Raw genomic sequence first — 17,818 nt, 5'->3', positions numbered from 1 at the left:
GCCGCCTTCCTTATTTGCAATAAAAGCCTCTAGAAATAGAGGCTTTTTTGTTTTAATCAAACAATCTTTGACAATAAATAATAATTCGAGTCTTATTTATTTTTGTAAATATCAAATACTCTATTTTTCCTGAAGTTTTCAATTTATATTTCTTTTGGATTTCTAAAGTAGCCATCCCATAATTCCTACTAATTAAATTCACACCTGATGATTTAAATTTTTTCTTTAAATCTTTCGTTTTAATGATCTGAATAAATTTAAAAATTTTACCAGGAAATTCATCTATTTTTTCATTAGAGGTAAATATATTTGAGTTTAAGTCTATTTTTTTTAAATTATATTTAACTGATAAAGTATTAAACAAACCACTCTTCATAATTCCTGAATTAGGCTCATATAAATATTTCAGAGGTAAAGAAAATTCAGTATTAAGCTGTATTTCTTCATTTTTATTTCCTTCAAATTTTGAAAATTGATTAGAAGTTTTGTAATTATAAATTTTTATATTCTTATAATTAAATTCTCTCCAATCAATAAGCCATAGGATTTCTTTTACTTCATTTTTAATGCAAATTATTTGCACTTCTCGAATACCTTTAAGTTCTTTAAATCCCATGTTAAGGTCATACATAGGTGATGTTTTTATCATTAATTGCCTACAATGCTCTTCAAATATTTTATAATTTTCAATAATGTTAGGTAACGAATTTTCAAGTTGTATTACTTTTTTTCCTTCATTTCTACGTGAAGGATCTATATAAATCCAATCGTAAGTTTTAGTAGAATTTTTTAAATAATCAATACCATTCCCGTTGACAGAAAAGATATTACTTACTCCAAGTATTTCAAAATTATATTTTGAAATCAGAGATAGTTCATCATTTAATTCTATATGTGTAACTTGCTTTGCGCGCTTAGAAAAGTAAAAATCATCGACTCCAAAACCTCCTGTTATATCCAAAACTTTAGAATTTTTGTCAATAATTTTTGACTTATGATTCGCTGTTATTTCAGATGATGTTTGTTCTAAATTTAGTTTCGGTGGATAAATTACCGAATCAGCATTAAACCAAGTTGGAAGTTTTTTCTTTATTTTTAATTTACTTTCAATTTGGATGGCTATATCTTTTATTGAAATATCTTCAAAAGGACTTCCTTTCAATATTAACCTTGTAATATCTTCATTCAAATTCTCGATAATAAAATCTTGTACCTCTTTTCGAGATAATCGTTTTATTTTCTCTTTAAAGTCATCTATTGAGTTCATATAGTGCAATTCCACAAGATTGGGCAACATTGATGCTCGAGTTTAATCCAAACATAGGTATATGATAAATGGAATCTAAAATTGATATAACTTCTTTTGAAATTCCACCAATTTCATTTCCTAAAACCAAAGTACAAGTTTGTATATTTTCTTGTATATGATAAATGTTTTTGCTTTCTGAGGTAATTTCAATCCCAATCTTAATTTGAGTTACTTCTTTTAAAACTTCAATAGGATTGTCATAAAATTCAATATGGAGATTTTTTTCTGTTGAACGAGATGTTCTTTTAAACCTAGAGCTCCTTAAATCTGCCATATTCGATTTATTTAGCCAAATTTTTTTTACTCCAAAAGCTTCAGCGTTTCTGAAAATAGCTCCTAAATTTGCTGGGCTATTTAGTTTTTCAAGAAATAATTCAACTTTTATAGAATTTTTTTGATTCTCAATATCTTGATGCTCTAATTGATATTGTTTCATCTTAATTTAAAAATGCATATTTTAAAATATTACTTCCCATCTTCAAGGCTTTCAAACGAATTTCCTTTGGGTCGTTATGCACAGATTCATCTTCCCAACCGTTTCCAAGATCACTTTCATAAGTAAAAAGAAGCATAATCCTGCCATTATCATCTTCAATAGCAAAAGCTTGTGGTGGCTTGCCATCGTGCTCATGAATTTTTGGTAAACCATTTTCAAAAACAAATTTATTTTTGAAAATAGGATGATTACTTGATAATTCTTTCAATTCTCGATTTGGAAAAACCTTTTTGATGGCTTCACGGAAATATGGCTCCATTCCATAATTGTCATCGGCATGAAGAAATCCACCACTAAGCATGTAATTCCTTAGGTTTTTTGCAGCTTCTTCAGAAAAATATACATTACCATGACCAGTCATATGAATGTAAGGATATCTGAAAATTTCAGGACTATCTGGCTCAACTTCCTCAGCTTGAGCATCTATTTTTGTTGAAATATTTTCGTTCGCAAAAGCAATCAGATTTGACAATGAAGTAGGATTACTGTACCAATCACCACCACCTTCATATTTTAATAATCCAATTTTTTGACCGTGAGCTAGAATACCAACAAGGAGGAAAATATTTATAAAAATAAATTTCATAAAGAACGCATTAAATTAATTGTATGACAGGCAACAATTCCAGCAGTTTCTGTACGAAGTCTTGAATCTGAAAGATTGATTGCTTCAAAACCGTGACTTAAAGCTTTCTCTATTTCTGTACTGGAAAAATCGCCTTCAGGACCGATTAAAACTAAGATATTTTTTTCAATTTTGGAAGAAAGTTCTGATTTTTCTGAATCTTCGCAGTGAGCGATTAACTTTTTTTCTTCAGTATTCATTTTGATAAAGTCTTCATAACTTTGAAGTGGATTCAAAACAGGTAAATGAAATTTTAAAGATTGTTTCATTGCTGCTTGAAGCACTTTTTCATAGCGTTCTGGTTTGATTTTGCGACGTTCACTGTTTTGGCAAATAATAGGTGTAATTTCTGTAATTCCAATTTCTGTAGATTTCTCTAAAAACCATTCAAATCGATCGTTAGCTTTGGTTGGTGCAATCGCAATATGTAAATGTTCAGGCGTATTTTGAGATAACAGTTCGTCAACCTTTATAACACATTTTTTAGGGTGATTACTAACTAATATTCCTTTAGCACAGAGGCCTCGACCATTTGTAATATTTATTAAATCACCATTATTTTTTCTCAATACTTTGGCAATATGTCTACTTTCTGTTGAATTGATTTCAACAAATTCCTGTTTGTTTTCAAAATCTGGTTCGTAGAATAATTGCATTATCTCACTTCCGTTTCTAAAACAACAATTTCCCTAATTTTACGTGGAGAATAAGTTTTTTTGACCAAATAAAACCATTTTTCATTTTCTAAATCTATTTTAAAAATTTCATTAGCATTTCTCATTTTAGATAATGCTGCATTTCTAAAATCTTCATGAATTCTGCCTTCCTTAAACCAACCAGAATCTCCACCTCTGTTTCTGTTCATGTCCATAGAATATTGCTTGGCAAGTCCTTTAAAATCATATCTTCCTCCTGCCATATTTTTTAGTTTATCTCTTAGTTTATCAATTTTATCGTACGTGAATTTATTACCATCCAGAAATATATAATTAATTCTATAGTGCTCAATTTCTTTACTGGCAACAACTTTCAAAACTTTAGTAAAAGTGCCTTTTTTAATTTCATAAGTTTTTCCAACTTTCAAATCAAACAGTTTTTTTGCTAAACTAGTGGAGTGTTTTTCGACATTGAAAATGGTGAGTTTCCCTTCAGATTTATATTGTTTTAATTCATTCTCGGGAATATCGAATTCTGAAAATTCATCAAAATTTTGATTGAACAATGCGCGTTGTGCTGTTAAATTGAAACTTAATAGTAAAATGAATATAAAAAATATTTTTTTCAACATGTTTTTTAAAATTTAAAATCGATATCTAGCATTTGATTTTGCTGTTAACTCCGTAAAATCCTTATTCAAAAATTTATAATAACCAACAATCCCAATCATTGCAGCATTATCCGTACAATATTCGAATTTTGGCACAAAAGTCTCCCATTTTTTTGAAACTTCTTTTGCTTTCAAAGCTGACCTTATTCCAGAATTAGCAGAAACACCACCACCGATAGCAATTTGTTTGATGCCAGTTTGCTTCACTGCTTTTTCTATTTTTGAAATTAAAATATCAACCACTTTAGCTTGAAATGAAGCGCACAAATCATTTAGATTTTCTTCTATAAAATTGGGATTGTCTCGGGTTTGTTTTTGCAAAAAATATAAAACTGAAGTTTTTAAACCGCTGAAACTAAAATCTAAACCTTTCACATTTGGTTTTGCAAATTCAAATTTTTTCTCATTTCCTTTATCTGCAAGTTTGTCGATATGTGGTCCGGCTGGATAAGGCAATTGAAACATTTTGCCACACTTATCAAAAGCTTCGCCGATGGCATCGTCCAAAGTTTCACCAATGACTTTCATTTCAAAATAATCTTTCACTTCTACAATTTGCGTATGACCGCCGCTAATTGTAATTCCTAAAAATGGAAATTTTGGTTTCGATAAATGATCTTCATCAATAAAATGTACCAATAAATGCGCTTGCATATGATTCACTTCTATCAATGGAATTTTCAAAGCTAAGCTCAAAGATTTAGCAAAAGAACTTCCAACTAACAAAGCGCCCATCAAGCCTGGCCCTTTTGTAAAGGCAATTGCAGACAATTGCTTTTTAGAAATTCCTGCACTTTCTATAGCTTGTTGTATTACTGGTACAATATGTTGTTGATGTGCTCTGGAAGCAAGTTCTGGAACAACTCCGCCATATTTTTCATGAACTTTCTGCGACGCAATAATATTGCTCAAGACTTTATCGTTCTTAAGAACAGCTGCCGAAGTGTCATCGCAGGAAGATTCTATGGCCAAAACGTAAACGTCTTTGGAATTTGACATTATTTTGTTGATATTTCTAAAACTAAGACAAATCTAAATAAATTTGTTACTTAAAAAAATGCATTTGGGATTAGTATTTCATTTATCTTTGAAAAAGTCTCGCTGAACAAGAAAAAAACAGGTTATCAAAAAATTTTTAAACATTCTAAAAAAGATTTTTGTCGCAATATTTTTATTATTGTTACTCATTGTTTTGGTATTTTCAATTCCACAGGTTCAGTCTTATTTTGCTAATAAACTGACCACCAATTTGAATGAAACTTACAACACAAAAATTTCTGTAGATGGCATTAAAGTTAATTTTAAAGGTCAAGTTGAATTAGAGAACGTTTTCATTCAAGATGATTATAATGATACAATTATTTATGCAAATTCTTTATCCACTTCATTGGTGAATCTTTCAGAATTTGCAGACAACACTTACAATTTTTCAAACGCTGAATTTGAAGGTTTAAAATTCAAATTGAAGCAATATAAATTCGAAGAGGATGATAGCTTCTCTGCTTTTCTTAATAAATTTGAAGATACAACCAAAGTTTCAAAACCTTTCGAATTGTATATCGACCGAGTTTTAGCAATCAATAGTCGTGTAATTATTGAAGATGAAAACAAAACAGAACAGCGTACATTCGATATAGATGAATTGGATTTCAATATTAGTGATTTTAAAATTATAGGAACAGAAGTCGATTTGCAAGTTCAACGCTTATCCGGAATTTTACAGGAAGGTTTGGTTATAGAGGACTTTACGTCAAAATTCAACTACACAAGATCGTCCATGAGTTTTGAAAATCTTCAAATTGAAACGCCTAACTCAAAGCTAAATGGCAAAATTGACTTGAGTTATGAACGCAAAGATTTGAAAGATTTTACCGACAAAGTTAATATTAAAGCCAGTTTTGAAAATGCTAAAATTTCCAGCTCAGATTTACGACGGTTTTATGATGGTTTTGGCTTTGGTCAAGATTTTGTTTTAAGTAGCGATTTTAGCGGAACGCTTAATAATTTGACATTATCCAATCTTGATATTAATGGCATTTCTAAAAGCAAAATTGAAGGAGGATTGACGTTGAACAATATGTTTGGCGAATCTGATTTCAATTTGGATGGTGATCGCTTTTCTGTGACTACAAATTATGAAGATTTGGTAAGCTTGTTACCTAGAGATTTAGGTACAAATTTACCAGAATTTATTTCAAAATTTGGAATGATGACACTAACGGGAAGAGCAAAAGTTTCTGAGAATGATTTAAGTCTAAATATGTTGGCTTCAACTGAAATAGGTCAATCCAAATTGAAAATTAATTTCCAAAATTTCAAAGATCCTGAATCTGTAACTTATCAAGGCGATTTGCGTTTTGATAATTTCAATATCAAATCTTTTTTTTCTGAAAATATTCTTGGCAAAACCGCCTTCAATCTTAAAGTTGATGGCAAAGGTTTCACTAAAGAATCACTGAATACGCAAGTTGCAGGCCAAATAAAATCTATAGAAATCAATAATTATGAATACAAGAATATAGAAATCAATGGCAACCTGAAAGCTCCCTATTTCAAAGGTGATTTGAAAAGTAACGATCCTAACTTTCTGTTCGATTTCAAAGGTTTAGTAGATGCCTCGAGCGAACAAAATGTTTATGATTTTGAAGCCGATATTGAATATTCCAATCTTAAAGCTTTGAATATTGTTACTCGTGATAGTTTAGCAGATTTCAAGGGCAACGTAAAAGTTGACTTAGTTGGAAATGAAATCGACCAAATGCGCGGTGATATTGTCTTCAATAATTTTGAATACAACAACGAAAAGGAAAAATTCAATTTTGAAGAATTACAGATTTCTTCAAAATTTGATGAAGAAATTCATACCATCAGTATCAATAGTCCAGATATCATAAGCGGAAGTTTAGTTGGAGATTACAAAATCTCTGAGCTCCCAAAATTATTCTTCAATGCGGTTGAAAATCTATATTTCAGATCTGAAGAGACCGACAAAACGAACTATCAGTACGTAGATTTCGATATCAATATTTATAATAAAATTGTCGAAGTTTTCTTCCCAGATATTGAAGTTGCACCAAATACTTTTATGCGTGGAAGTATTGTCGCTAGCGAAAATGATTTTAAGTTAAATTTCAAATCTCCTTCTATTGGAGCTTATGATAATAAATTCGAAAACGTAAACATTCAAATAGATACAAAAAGTTCATTGTATAACAGTTATGCTGAAATCGAAAAAATTCATACTTCAGCTTACGATATTTCCGATTTCAATATGATTAACGTCAATTTGAAAGATACACTTTTCGTGAGAACAGAATTTAAGGGTGGCGATAATAATCAAGATAAATTCAATTTGAGTTTGTATCAAACTGCAAATGAAAACGACAAATCTACATTTGGTTTCAAACGCTCAAGCATCGTCTATAAAGACAACCTGTGGTTTATAAATAAAAATTCTAACAAGCGGAATAAAGTAAAAATTGAGCGTGGCTTCCAAAATTTTGAAATTGACTCTATACTTTTATCACATAATGATCAATTTATTAAATTGAATGGTGAACTTAGAGATTCCACCTACAAAGATGTAAACTTGAAATTTGAAGAAGTAGATTTAGCTAAAATCACCCCAAATATCGATAGTTTGAATATCAATGGCGTTTTGGATGGCGTATTGAATATTTACCAAGAAAACAACCTCTATAATCCTAATTTTGACGCAACAGTTAAAGATTTAAAACTGAATGATCAAGATTATGGAAATTTGAATTTATTAGCAGATGGAAATGAGGATTTGAGTAATTTTTCTTTAAAAGCCTTGCTGAAAAAAGATAACAAAGAATTGTTTAAAGCTGAAGGTGAAATCAGGAGCCAAAACCAAAATCAGTTTTTCGATATGAATGTTGCTTTCAAGGATTTCAACATTCTTCCATTTAGTGGTTTCGGCGAAGATGTGGTTTCTAATATTCGTGGTTTAGTTTCAGGAAATGTTGATGTTTCTGGACAAATCAACGATCCAGAATTTGATGGAGAACTCAATTTGGACAAAGCTGGTCTTAACGTACCTTATCTAAATATCGATTACGATTTTGCTGAAAATTCAAAAGTAAAATTCAACAGAAAAGAATTTGTTTTTGATAACATTGAAATCATTGATACAAAATATGAAACCAAAGGAATTTTATCGGGAAGCATTACAAATCAAGCATTTTCAAAATGGAATTTAGATCTAAATATTTCTTCAGACAATCTTCTAGCATTAGATACAAAATTTGAAGATGGTGCGCTCTATTATGGAACGGCTTTTATAGACGGAAATGCGCAGATTTCTGGACCGACTGATGAGCTGGTTATCGATGTAGAAGCAAGAACACAGGAAAATACTGTTTTCAAAATTCCTCTGGACGATTCTGAAACGCTTGGGGATAATTCATTTGTATATTTTTTAAGTCTAGAAGACAAACTGAGACAAGAGGAAGGAAATCAAATAAGAATTAAAGATGTAAAAGGGGTAAGTTTGAATTTCAATTTGGATATTACGCGCGATGCTGAAGTCGAAATTGTGGTTGATCAAATCAACGGAAGTAGTCTGAAAGGTCGTGGTGCTGGAACTTTATTGATTGAAATCAATACCAATGGAAAATTCAATATGTATGGCGACTTTGTGGCTTACGAAGGCGAATACAATTTTAAATATTCAGGATTAGTTCAGAAAAAATTTCAAGTTGTTCCAGGTTCAAATTTGACTTGGAATGGTGATCCAGTTCGTGCAAATATTGACGTTCAGGCAAAATATGTAACCGAGGCTAATCCTTCAATATTGTTGGAAAATCCAAGTATAAATCGTGAAATCCCTGTTGAAGTGATGATTAACCTAAACGGGCAAATTATTCAGCCAGATATTACTTTCGACTTGAACTATCCCAATCTTTCTTCAGTAGTGAAAAGCGAGTTGGAATATCGAGTTCAGGGTAGGGAAAATACAGAATTGCAAGCCCTGTCTTTGGTCACTCAAGGTACTTTTTATAGTCAAGCTGGAATTGGGCAAAATGCGATTACTGGAAACCTGATTGAGCGCGCCTCAGGAATTGTGGATGATATTATTAAAGATGAAGACAACAAATTCAAACTTGGTTTGAATTATCAACAAAACGATCGCACACTTAATCAAAACAATATGGCGGATCGTGTTGGATTATCTATCAAAACACAAATTAGTGAGCGCATTTTAATCAACGGAAAATTCGGTGTTCCCGTTGGTGGTGTTACAGAATCTGTAATCTTTGGCGATGTGGTTGTCAATTTCTTGCTAAACGAAACAGGTAGTTTACGTGCTAATGTGTTCAATCGAGAAAGTGATATTCAGTTTATAGGTGAAGAATTAGGTTATACACAAGGTATTGGTCTAACTTACACCGTAGATTTTGATACTTTTAAAGAGTTGATTAATAAAATTTTAAACAAGGAATTCGAAAAGCAAGAGAAAGGCAGAGAAGAAGAGGAGCAAAGAGCAGAGCCATCCAAACAACCAGATTATATTATTTTTCCTAATGAGAAAAAAGGTTTCAATTGAATTTGAAAGGAATCATCACGAAAAAGATTCTTGAATTATTTCAAATTCAATATTTGAGCTGAATGTTTTAAATTGAACTTCATTTTAAAACAATAGTACCAATTTGAAGTTTAAACTGGTATAAAATCAACTTAGAATTTTCTTTCGAAATTTTATAATTATTCCAATAGAAATCACAGAAATTGATGTTGCAATTACAGATAACATGAAATTTTTGTAAATAAAATATCCAGTCGCAAATAAAGCCGAATAGACGCCAGAAATTCCAAACACAAATCCTAGTATTTTGTATTTGAAATTATGAAATTTATCGCCTTGGTCGAAGACTTTATTTTCAAATTTACGGAGTGTTTTCTCATCAGTTGGTCTCGTGCAAAAACTCACTGTAACCCAAATAATAGTGGTGATTAAAACCCCAATAACCAATTCAATATGCGATTCTAATTGCCACCAGTTTTGTTTTTTACCAACAAAAAAAAGAACTGCTATAATGAATGAAGATAGCATGGCAGCAATTTCACTATATGGGTTGATTTTGTACCAAAACCATCTTAGAATAAATAACAATCCTGTGCCAGCACCAATTTGCAAAAGCAAGTTGAAAGCATCTCTGGCTTCATCCAAAACCAAAGCCAACAAAGCAGCACAAACCATCATCAATAATGTAGACAATCTTCCAGTCAGTACTTTTTGAAATTCAGTAGCATTTGGCTTTAGAAATCTCACAAAAAAATCATTGACAACATAGCTACTTCCCCAATTTAAATGTGTTGAAATGGTACTCATAAACGCTGCAATTAGTGAAGTGACAACCAAACCTAGTAAACCGGATGGTAAGTAGGAAAGCATAGCGGCGTAAGCCAGGTCATTTTTGATAAAATTTTCACTCAAATCTGGAAAAGCTACGGCTAAACTAGCCAAGTCTGGAAAAATTATTAATGAAGCTAAACCAATAACAATCCAAGGCCAAGGTCGAACCGCATAATGAACCACTGTGAATAAAAGTGTAGCCAAAGTGGCGTGTTTTGTGTTTTTTGCAGCCAACATTCTTTGAACAATATACCCACCACCGCCAGGTTCGGCACCCGGATACCAAACGCTCCACCACTGTACGGCTAAAGGAATAATTAATAAAGGAATATAAATTTCAGGTTTCGAAAAATCTGGGAAAATGGAGGTTTTTCCTTGAATTTCTGCGCTAGCTAGCAAATTTTCTAAACCGCCAATCTCAGGAATATTTACAATATAAATCGTTGCCCAAATACTGCCTGTAATTGCAATAGCAAACTGAACAAAATCTGTAATAATAACACCTTTCAGACCGCCAAGCATTGAATATAAAACAGTGACAGAACATGAAATCACTAAAGATTCTACTGCAGAAAAGTTGAACATGACATGGCCTATTTTAATTGCAGCCAAACAAACTGTAGCCATAATCACAATATTGAAAAATACGCCTAAATATAAAGCCCGAAAACCACGGAGAAATGCAGCACTTTTTCCACTGTAGCGAAGTTCATAAAATTCTAAATCAGTGGAGATTTCACTTTTTCGCCATAGTTTTGCATAAAAAAAGACAGTTAACATTCCTGTAAGTAGAAAACTCCACCAAATCCAGTTGCCATAAACACCATCATTCCTGACGATTCCTGCGACTAATCCTGGAGTGTCTGCAGCAAAAGTAGTGGCAACCATAGAAATTCCCAGCAGCCACCAAGACATATTTCTGCCCGATAAAAAAAAGTTTTTGGCACTTTGACCGCTTTTTTTGGAAACTATAATTCCAATGGCAAGACTGAGGACAAAAAAACTAATAATAATAAGCCAATCCCAAGTGCTAAGAACCATAAATTTAGATGTTTTCCACAGCGATCAAACTGATTTCTACATTGGCATTTTTAGGTAATTTTGCCACCTGGACAGTTTCTCTAGCCGGCGCTTCTTTTTCATCAAAATAAGTGGCATAAACCTCATTTATTTTTGAAAAATTATCCATGTTTGAAATAAAGATGGACACTTTGATTACATTAGAAAAACCCAAATTAGCAGCTTCAAGAATGGCTTTTAGGTTTTCCATAACGCGTTTTGTTTCAGATTCAATATTGTCGAATTCTATTTGTCCAATTTCAGGATTTATAGCAATTTGTCCAGAAGTGTACAAAAAACCTTGGCTTAAAATGGCTTGATTGTATGGCCCAATTGGAGAAGGAGCATTTTTAGAGTTGATGATTTTTTTCATAATTACTATCTTAAAGTTCGGTCGCGTTCTCTGTTTTTATCGTATTTGATGTCTTGCAAAATCGATGATTTTATACCGATAAAGAAAAACCATGATTTTCTAGTTCCAAATGGCGTCCAATTGAAACTCATTTGCCAACTTTTCAAATCACGCATAAATCTCAATTGCGTAAATGTAAAGCCTTTATTTTTAATATCATAACCAGAGGAAACGCCGACATTCCAACTTGGTGATAATTCTACATCGCCAGAAAACATTAAGGAATGCGAAGATATTTCATCTTCTCTGGCGTTGTTGCTATAGGTCATCGTGTAGGAAAGGTTCAGATTCCACGGTATTTTATAATTATAACGTTCGTTGTCGTCTGTGACAGGTTCATCATCGTCAGTATTTCGTCGATTCAGCGGGTCGCTTGTTCCAAAAAGATCATCTCGTCTACCACCATTTCTAAAGGTTTCACTTCCAAGATCTTCTTCCTCTTCTTCCTCGTCTTCATCTTCGCTTTTTTCGAAATCTTTATTTGAAAAAGAATAGCTAAAACTCATATTTCCTCTAGTAAGTCTAAAAAGACTACCACCATTGTTGATGTTTAGCTTGTCAATTCTACGGTTATTGCTGTTTAAAGCGTATGGATCCAAAGTTCCTAAAAAGTTGATACTCAATTTTTCTTGAACTATAGGAAGTGTTCCTCGAATGCTTACAGGACTTAATTTCAAAGAATCTGCGGCAAAATTGTAATTTGCACTGACGCCAAAATTGTTCAAAAGTTTTATTTTTTTGAATCGATCATCACCAGTTAGAGTTGAATCTTTCTTTTTGACTTTAGCTTCAAAATCGTTGGTTAAACTAAATGACATACTACTTGAAAAATCTTTGTTAGGAGCGCCATTCAAAGTACCTTGAAATCTAGAATATTCGACAACTTCGTCTGGTGCGCCAGCGATGCCAGTTCTAACATATTCGTCGTAATATTGATCGAAACCTGGGTTGATGTTGTAAGAAATAGACGGGCGCATAACGTGTCTAATCGCTTTTATTTTTTTATCATCATCAAAATTAAACATTCCATAAACTGTTGTTCCAATGCCAGTAGAAAAATTATAAGTTCTATATGAATCAAACCCTCTCACAGTATCTCTATCCACTTGTCGGAGTTGTTCATCGTAGCGTTGTTCAAAAGTTTTCATAGTCCAAACTTCTTCAAAATTTGTACTTGTACTTACACTGAAATGATCAAAAATTTTAAAATTGGTTGACAAAGGAATAGTATGTCTGGCACCGACGTCTGCGCCTTTGAACATCTCTGGCTGAAAAAATAAAGAATCTGTGGTTTGAATTCTATTTTCTGCTCTTACATTGTATTGTAAATTGATATTTTCAATGGCTCCTTTTTTGGTTCCAGTTTTGGGTTCAAATGGAAAAATACGACCAATGCTAAATTGCATAGTAGGCAAAGTTAAATTGATTGCTTCCGTGTTTGTATTTTGATTGTGAGTTGCTGTTACATTCAAATTCATACTTGGTTCACCTTCAAAAGACTTTGAATATGAAATAGAAGAATTCATTGTGTTATTCAAAAAATTACCTGTATTATTTTGGTTTACAGATTGTTGGTAATAATCGCTTGAGCCTAGGTTTACTGAAGCAGAAAATCGCGAACTTGGATTTGCTTTCTGATCCTGATTGTGTGTCCATCTAAAGTTGAAAACTGTGGTTTCACTAAAATCAGGAAAACCACGTTCTTCCAATAATAATTTTTCGTAGCGGAGCGCAAAATTTCCATTGAATTTATACCGCAAAGCATAATTCGACTCCACGCGCAAACCATAACTTCCGTTGGTATAATAATCACCCTGAATCGCCAAATCTGCATAATCACTTAAGGCTAAATAGTAACCGCCATTTTGTAAGAAAAAACCTCTGTTTTGATTTTCACCATAGGATGGAATAATGAAGCCTGAAGACTGTTTGTCGGTCAAAGGGAAAAAACCGAATGGCAAACCTAAAGGCGTTGGAACATCGGCGATATACATATTAACTAATCCTGTGACTATTTTTTTGTCCGGGACAAATTTTATTTTTCTAGCAAAAAAGTAATAATCTGCATTATCAATATCTTCAGCGGTTGTGAACTTTGCATTGGCAGAATAATAGGTGGAGTCATTTTGTCTTTTCGAAACTTCACTTTTCACTTTGAAACCACCCTGCTCAGTTCTGGAATTGTAAACCAAAGCTTTTTGTGTATCAAAATTGAAAGTCAAACTGTCAGGTTTTATTTCTTGTTGTCCTTGTTTAAACACAGGCATCTGGGTGTAAGTTCCTGTAGAATCAACAATACCTGCTGCAAAAACTTCTTGTTTAGCATTATCTATTACAATCCGGCCAGCGTTTATTTGCATATCGCCATAAACAATCTGAGCTTCGTTGTACAAATACATTTTGTCTTCTTTTCTAGAAAATCTTTGATAATCTTTAGCCTCAGCTTTTACGATATCTGTAAGAGTTTCATTTTTTACTTTTACTGAATCTTGCTGAATGGTGTCACCAATTGCAATTTTAGTAGCTTGAGTGATAGAATCGATAGGATTTTTAATCAAATAACCAAGGTCAGAGTCGCCGGTCTTTTTTTCTTGAGCGTTTAGACTGAAGTTTGCAAACAGTCCAATCCAAAAAAGTATATGAAGTATATTTGTGCGCAATGCTTTTAGTACTATTTTTGTAAAAACGGCTTAGTTTTTGAAACCCCAAAATTACATTTTATTTTTATGCTAGCTAAAAAAGTTTCAATTATCATTAATAACATCATATATATGTCTTCCAAAAACTTCAGTTTGTGTTTTTTATTGTTTTTAAATTTTATTTTTTTCAGTCCAATTCAGACTTATTCTCAGCTTTCGTCTTCAAAATTCAAGGTTGTTTTGGATGCTGGACACGGTGGTAAAGATTCTGGAAATACAGGGAATGATTATTTGGAAAAAGATATTGCCTTAAGTATTGTTCTTCAAGTCGGTGAAGAATTGAAAAAATATGATGATATAGAAGTCATTTACACCAGAACAAAAGATGTTTTTATTCCATTACATAAACGTGCTGACATTGCTAATAAAGCCAAAGCAGATTTGTTCGTTTCGGTACATTGCAATGGTGTAGCAAACAGTTCGCCTTATGGTACAGAAACATTTGTTTTAGGTCTTCACCGAAATAAAGATAACCTAGAAGTTGCGATGAAAGAAAATGCGGTAATTAAGTTTGAAGAAGATTATGAAGTTAAATACGATGGTTTTGATCCAGAATCTCCAGAATCTTATATAATTTTTAGTCTTACACAGGAAGAATTTTTAGACCAAAGTATTCTATTAGCAGATTTTGTTCAAAAAGAATTTACAAATACTTTGAAACGAAAAAACCGTGGTGTAAAACAAGCTGGTTTTCTTGTACTAAGAGAAACTTATATGCCAAGTGTTTTGGTAGAAACAGGTTTTTTGACCAACAAAAAAGAAGGTGCTTATCTGAATTCTAAATCTGGTCAGGATAAACTAGCAGATGCTATTATTGACGGAATTAATAATTATAAAAACACTATAAATGTAAGTAATATTGAAGCTGAATTGGAAGAATACAAAGTGAGTACCGAGGCTGTAGTTGAAGATTTTGACGATGTGATTTTTAAAGTGCAATTGGCGGCGAGCTCTAAGAAAATAGATCCGAGTCCAGAAAATTTCAAAAAATTATCTCCTCTGAGTAGAAATTTAGAAAACGACTTATACAAATACTATTTTGGAGAAACCAATAATTATATTGAAGCCCAAAACCTGAAAGACAAGGCTAAAGCTCAAGGTTATACTTCTGCATTTATAGTCGCTTTTAATAAGGAAGCAAAAAAAATATCAATAAAAGAAGCCTTGAAAACCAAAGCAGATGAATAAGTTTCATCAAAGTTTATTACATTTGAACTAAAATTTATTCATTTGAAAAAAGAACTAAAAGCCGGAATTTTAGCTATTGTAGCTCTAGCTATGTTGATCTTTGGTTACAACTATTTGAAAGGTAGTAACTTATTTGATTCCTCACGTGTGTTTTATGCTATTTATGACGATGTTGAGGGTCTAAGTGCTTCTGCACCGATTACCATAAACGGTTATCAAGTTGGAAACGTGTCTGATATAAGTTTTATTGATAATACAGGTAAATTAATTGTAACTTTAAGCATAGATCATGATTTTCAGTTTTCTGAAAGTAGTGAAGCGAAGATTTACGGTGGTGGGTTAATTGGAGGAAAAACCATGACAATCGTGCCAGATATCGGCAATAAAGAAATGGCACAACCTGGCGACACTTTGCAGTCTTCAGTCGATGAAGGCTTAATAGAATTAGTCAATGAGAAATTGAGCCCTCTTAAAGATAAAATAGAAAGAGCTGTTGTAAGTATCGACACTTTGGTTTCTTCTGTAAATTTTATTTTAGATTCCGAAACAAAATCTTCTGTCAAAACTTCTTTTGCTGAATTGAATGAAACTTTGCAATCTTTAAATAAAGCTTCGCAAGAAATTGAAAAAGTAGTTGGTTCAAACTCAGAAAATATTGACAAAACATTTCAAAATTTCAAAAAAACATCAGATAATTTAGTCAAAGTTTCAGATACTTTATCTCAAATAGAATTCAATAGAATTGTTTCTAATGCTGAAGAAACAGTGCTTAGATTCAAGAAGATTAGTGAGAAATTGGACAACGGAGAAGGCAGTATGGGTAAACTCTTAAACGATGAAAAACTTTATACTAATTTAGAAAAAGCAACCAAAGAACTGGAAGAGTTGCTTCGGGATATTAAAGAAAATCCAAAGCGTTATGTGCATTTTTCAGTATTTGGAAAAAATAGCGTAAAATATAAAGATTCAGAATAAACACATAAATGATGCAATATTTACCACAAATTTTATTCATTCTAGCTTTGGCTTTTGCCGTTTGGTTTTTTATAAAAAATGTAAAAACTTTATCTAGAAATATAAAACTAGGAAAAGACATTGACAGAACCGACCAAAAAAACCTTCGTTTCAAAAAAATGATGCGTGTTGCTCTAGGTCAATCCAAAATGGTCAAACGACCAATAGCAGGTTTTCTTCATATCATTGTTTATGTTGGTTTTATAATTATAAATATAGAAGTTCTAGAGATTATTATCGATGGTATACTTGGAACACATCGTATTTTTTCATTTCTAGGACCGGTTTATGATGTCTTAATTGGTAGTTTCGAGATTTTAGCTTTATTAGTTTTAGTTAGTGTTATAATATTTTTGATAAGACGTAATTTTTTGAATATCAAAAGATTTTTAGCTAATGAACTTAAAGGCTGGCCTAAAAGTGATGCCAACTACATTTTGTATTTTGAAGTGGTTTTGATGGTTTTATTTCTAACAATGAATGCCACAGATTATCAATTACAACTCAATGGTGCTGAACATTATGCAAGTGAAGCAGGAATTGCAGGCGCATTTCCAGTCAGTCAATATTTATTACCCATTTTTGACCAGATGAGTAATTCAACATTAATTATTATTGAAAGAGCAGCGTGGTGGTTGCATATTATCGGAATTTTAATTTTTCTGAATTACCTATACTATTCCAAGCACCTTCATATTTTATTGGCATTTCCCAACGTATATTTTTCAAATTTGAATCCACAAGGAAAATTCAAAAATCTTGAAGCTGTTACTAATGAAGTAAAACTAATGATGGATCCAGATGCCGATCCATTTGCAGAACCTGAAGGAGGAGAAGAAGATGTTCCAGAAAAATTTGGGGCAAGTGATGTTAAAGACCTTAATTGGTTTCAACTTCTTAGCGCTTACACTTGTACAGAATGTGGTCGTTGCACTGCAGAGTGTCCAGCCAATCAAACTGGGAAAAAATTGTCGCCAAGAAAAATAATGATGGATACCAGAGATCGCTTGGAGGAAGTCAGCAAGAATATTGACAATAAAAAAGAAAACGACGATAAACAACTTTTAGATGATTACATTTCCAGAGAAGAACTTTGGGCTTGTACAACTTGTAATGCTTGTGTAGAAGCATGTCCCGTAGGAATAGATCCATTATCTATTATTATGGATATGCGACAATATTTGGTTATGGAAGAAAGTGCTGCGCCAGCGGAACTAAACAACGCCATGTCCAATATCGAAAATAATGCTGCACCTTGGCCATATAATCAACAAGATCGTCTGAACTGGGCGACAGAAGAATCCTAAATA

Annotated in this window: 13 protein-coding genes; 4 read left to right on the top strand and 9 right to left on the bottom strand. The window is 32.3% G+C overall.

Annotated features, from left to right (window positions below; all coding sequences use genetic code 11):
• Window positions 1–52 precede the first annotated feature (52 nt).
• From EIG86_RS04545 to tsaD, 6 genes are read right to left on the bottom strand one after another with little or no spacing between them, the layout of a single operon-like run.
• Window positions 53–1,267, bottom strand: a complete 1,215-nt coding sequence (locus tag EIG86_RS04545; RefSeq protein ID WP_240032181.1) for a class I SAM-dependent methyltransferase — start codon at window positions 1,265–1,267, stop codon at window positions 53–55.
• The gene (locus EIG86_RS04540; protein ID WP_127844973.1) at window positions 1,251–1,745 is read right to left on the bottom strand and encodes a TrmH family RNA methyltransferase; all 495 of its coding nucleotides are present in this window, start codon (window positions 1,743–1,745) and stop codon (window positions 1,251–1,253) included. The genes EIG86_RS04545 and EIG86_RS04540 overlap by 17 nt, the downstream gene beginning before the upstream one ends.
• 1 nt (window position 1,746) lies before the next feature.
• Complete coding sequence (locus tag EIG86_RS04535) at window positions 1,747–2,391, bottom strand: DUF4159 domain-containing protein (protein ID WP_127844972.1); 645 nt, start codon at window positions 2,389–2,391, stop codon at window positions 1,747–1,749.
• Window positions 2,388–3,086 carry a 16S rRNA (uracil(1498)-N(3))-methyltransferase gene (locus tag EIG86_RS04530; protein ID WP_127844971.1) on the bottom strand — a complete coding sequence of 233 codons (699 nt, stop codon included), beginning with the start codon at window positions 3,084–3,086 and terminating at the stop codon, window positions 2,388–2,390. The genes EIG86_RS04535 and EIG86_RS04530 overlap by 4 nt, the downstream gene beginning before the upstream one ends.
• Window positions 3,086–3,718, bottom strand: coding sequence for a peptidylprolyl isomerase (locus EIG86_RS04525; RefSeq protein WP_127844970.1), 633 nt, complete (start codon window positions 3,716–3,718; stop codon window positions 3,086–3,088). Before EIG86_RS04525 ends, EIG86_RS04530 begins: the two co-directional genes overlap by 1 nt.
• Before the next feature lie 12 nt (window positions 3,719–3,730).
• A complete protein-coding gene (gene tsaD, locus EIG86_RS04520) occupies window positions 3,731–4,756 on the bottom strand; it encodes a tRNA (adenosine(37)-N6)-threonylcarbamoyltransferase complex transferase subunit TsaD (protein ID WP_127844969.1) in 1,026 nt (341 codons plus the stop codon).
• 178 nt (window positions 4,757–4,934) lie between these two features.
• Between tsaD and EIG86_RS04515 the strand changes: the two genes are divergently transcribed.
• Window positions 4,935–9,326, top strand: coding sequence for a translocation/assembly module TamB domain-containing protein (locus EIG86_RS04515; RefSeq protein WP_240032180.1), 4,392 nt, complete (start codon window positions 4,935–4,937; stop codon window positions 9,324–9,326).
• Between the two features lie 126 nt (window positions 9,327–9,452).
• Here the strand turns inward: EIG86_RS04515 and EIG86_RS04510 are convergent, their stop codons facing one another.
• From EIG86_RS04510 to EIG86_RS04500, 3 genes are read right to left on the bottom strand one after another with little or no spacing between them, the layout of a single operon-like run.
• Complete coding sequence (locus EIG86_RS04510; protein WP_127844967.1) at window positions 9,453–11,177, bottom strand: sodium:solute symporter family protein; 1,725 nt, start codon at window positions 11,175–11,177, stop codon at window positions 9,453–9,455.
• A 4-nt stretch (window positions 11,178–11,181) separates the two neighbouring features.
• The gene (locus EIG86_RS04505) at window positions 11,182–11,568 is read right to left on the bottom strand and encodes a Rid family detoxifying hydrolase (RefSeq protein WP_127844966.1); all 387 of its coding nucleotides are present in this window, start codon (window positions 11,566–11,568) and stop codon (window positions 11,182–11,184) included.
• A 5-nt stretch (window positions 11,569–11,573) separates the two neighbouring features.
• Entirely contained in the window at window positions 11,574–14,267 is a 2,694-nt protein-coding gene (locus EIG86_RS04500) for a putative LPS assembly protein LptD (protein ID WP_127844965.1), read from the bottom strand.
• Window positions 14,268–14,333: 66 nt separating this feature from the next.
• Between EIG86_RS04500 and EIG86_RS04495 the strand changes: the two genes are divergently transcribed.
• From EIG86_RS04495 to EIG86_RS04485, 3 genes are read left to right on the top strand one after another with little or no spacing between them, the layout of a single operon-like run.
• Window positions 14,334–15,494: an N-acetylmuramoyl-L-alanine amidase family protein gene (locus tag EIG86_RS04495; protein ID WP_240032179.1), complete on the top strand. Its 1,161-nt coding sequence runs from the start codon at window positions 14,334–14,336 to the stop codon at window positions 15,492–15,494.
• Window positions 15,495–15,536: 42 nt separating this feature from the next.
• Window positions 15,537–16,469, top strand: coding sequence for an MlaD family protein (locus EIG86_RS04490; protein WP_127844964.1), 933 nt, complete (start codon window positions 15,537–15,539; stop codon window positions 16,467–16,469).
• An 11-nt stretch (window positions 16,470–16,480) separates the two neighbouring features.
• Window positions 16,481–17,815, top strand: a complete 1,335-nt coding sequence (locus tag EIG86_RS04485) for a (Fe-S)-binding protein (RefSeq protein WP_127844974.1) — start codon at window positions 16,481–16,483, stop codon at window positions 17,813–17,815.
• The last annotated feature ends 3 nt before the right edge of the window (window positions 17,816–17,818 follow it).

Origin of the sequence: Psychroflexus aestuariivivens, assembly GCF_004010055.1 — a bacterium.
Classification (GTDB): Bacteria; Bacteroidota; Bacteroidia; order Flavobacteriales; family Flavobacteriaceae; genus Psychroflexus; species Psychroflexus aestuariivivens.
The sequence above is the reverse complement of the archived record's forward strand: the minus strand, read 5'-3'. Positions and strand labels throughout refer to the sequence as shown.

Excerpts from the sequence above, each read along its gene's own strand:
- EIG86_RS04545 (WP_240032181.1), bottom strand. The coding sequence starts at position 1,267 with ATGAACTCAATAGATGACTTTAAAGAGAAAATAAAACGATTATCTCGA.
- EIG86_RS04540 (WP_127844973.1), bottom strand. The coding sequence starts at position 1,745 with ATGAAACAATATCAATTAGAGCATCAAGATATTGAGAATCAAAAAAAT.
- EIG86_RS04535 (WP_127844972.1), bottom strand. The coding sequence starts at position 2,391 with ATGAAATTTATTTTTATAAATATTTTCCTCCTTGTTGGTATTCTAGCT.
- EIG86_RS04530 (WP_127844971.1), bottom strand. The coding sequence starts at position 3,086 with ATGCAATTATTCTACGAACCAGATTTTGAAAACAAACAGGAATTTGTT.
- EIG86_RS04525 (WP_127844970.1), bottom strand. The coding sequence starts at position 3,718 with ATGTTGAAAAAAATATTTTTTATATTCATTTTACTATTAAGTTTCAAT.
- tsaD (WP_127844969.1), bottom strand. The coding sequence starts at position 4,756 with ATGTCAAATTCCAAAGACGTTTACGTTTTGGCCATAGAATCTTCCTGC.
- EIG86_RS04510 (WP_127844967.1), bottom strand. The coding sequence starts at position 11,177 with ATGGTTCTTAGCACTTGGGATTGGCTTATTATTATTAGTTTTTTTGTC.
- EIG86_RS04505 (WP_127844966.1), bottom strand. The coding sequence starts at position 11,568 with ATGAAAAAAATCATCAACTCTAAAAATGCTCCTTCTCCAATTGGGCCA.
- EIG86_RS04495 (WP_240032179.1), top strand. The coding sequence starts at position 14,334 with ATGCTAGCTAAAAAAGTTTCAATTATCATTAATAACATCATATATATG.
- EIG86_RS04485 (WP_127844974.1), top strand. The coding sequence starts at position 16,481 with ATGCAATATTTACCACAAATTTTATTCATTCTAGCTTTGGCTTTTGCC.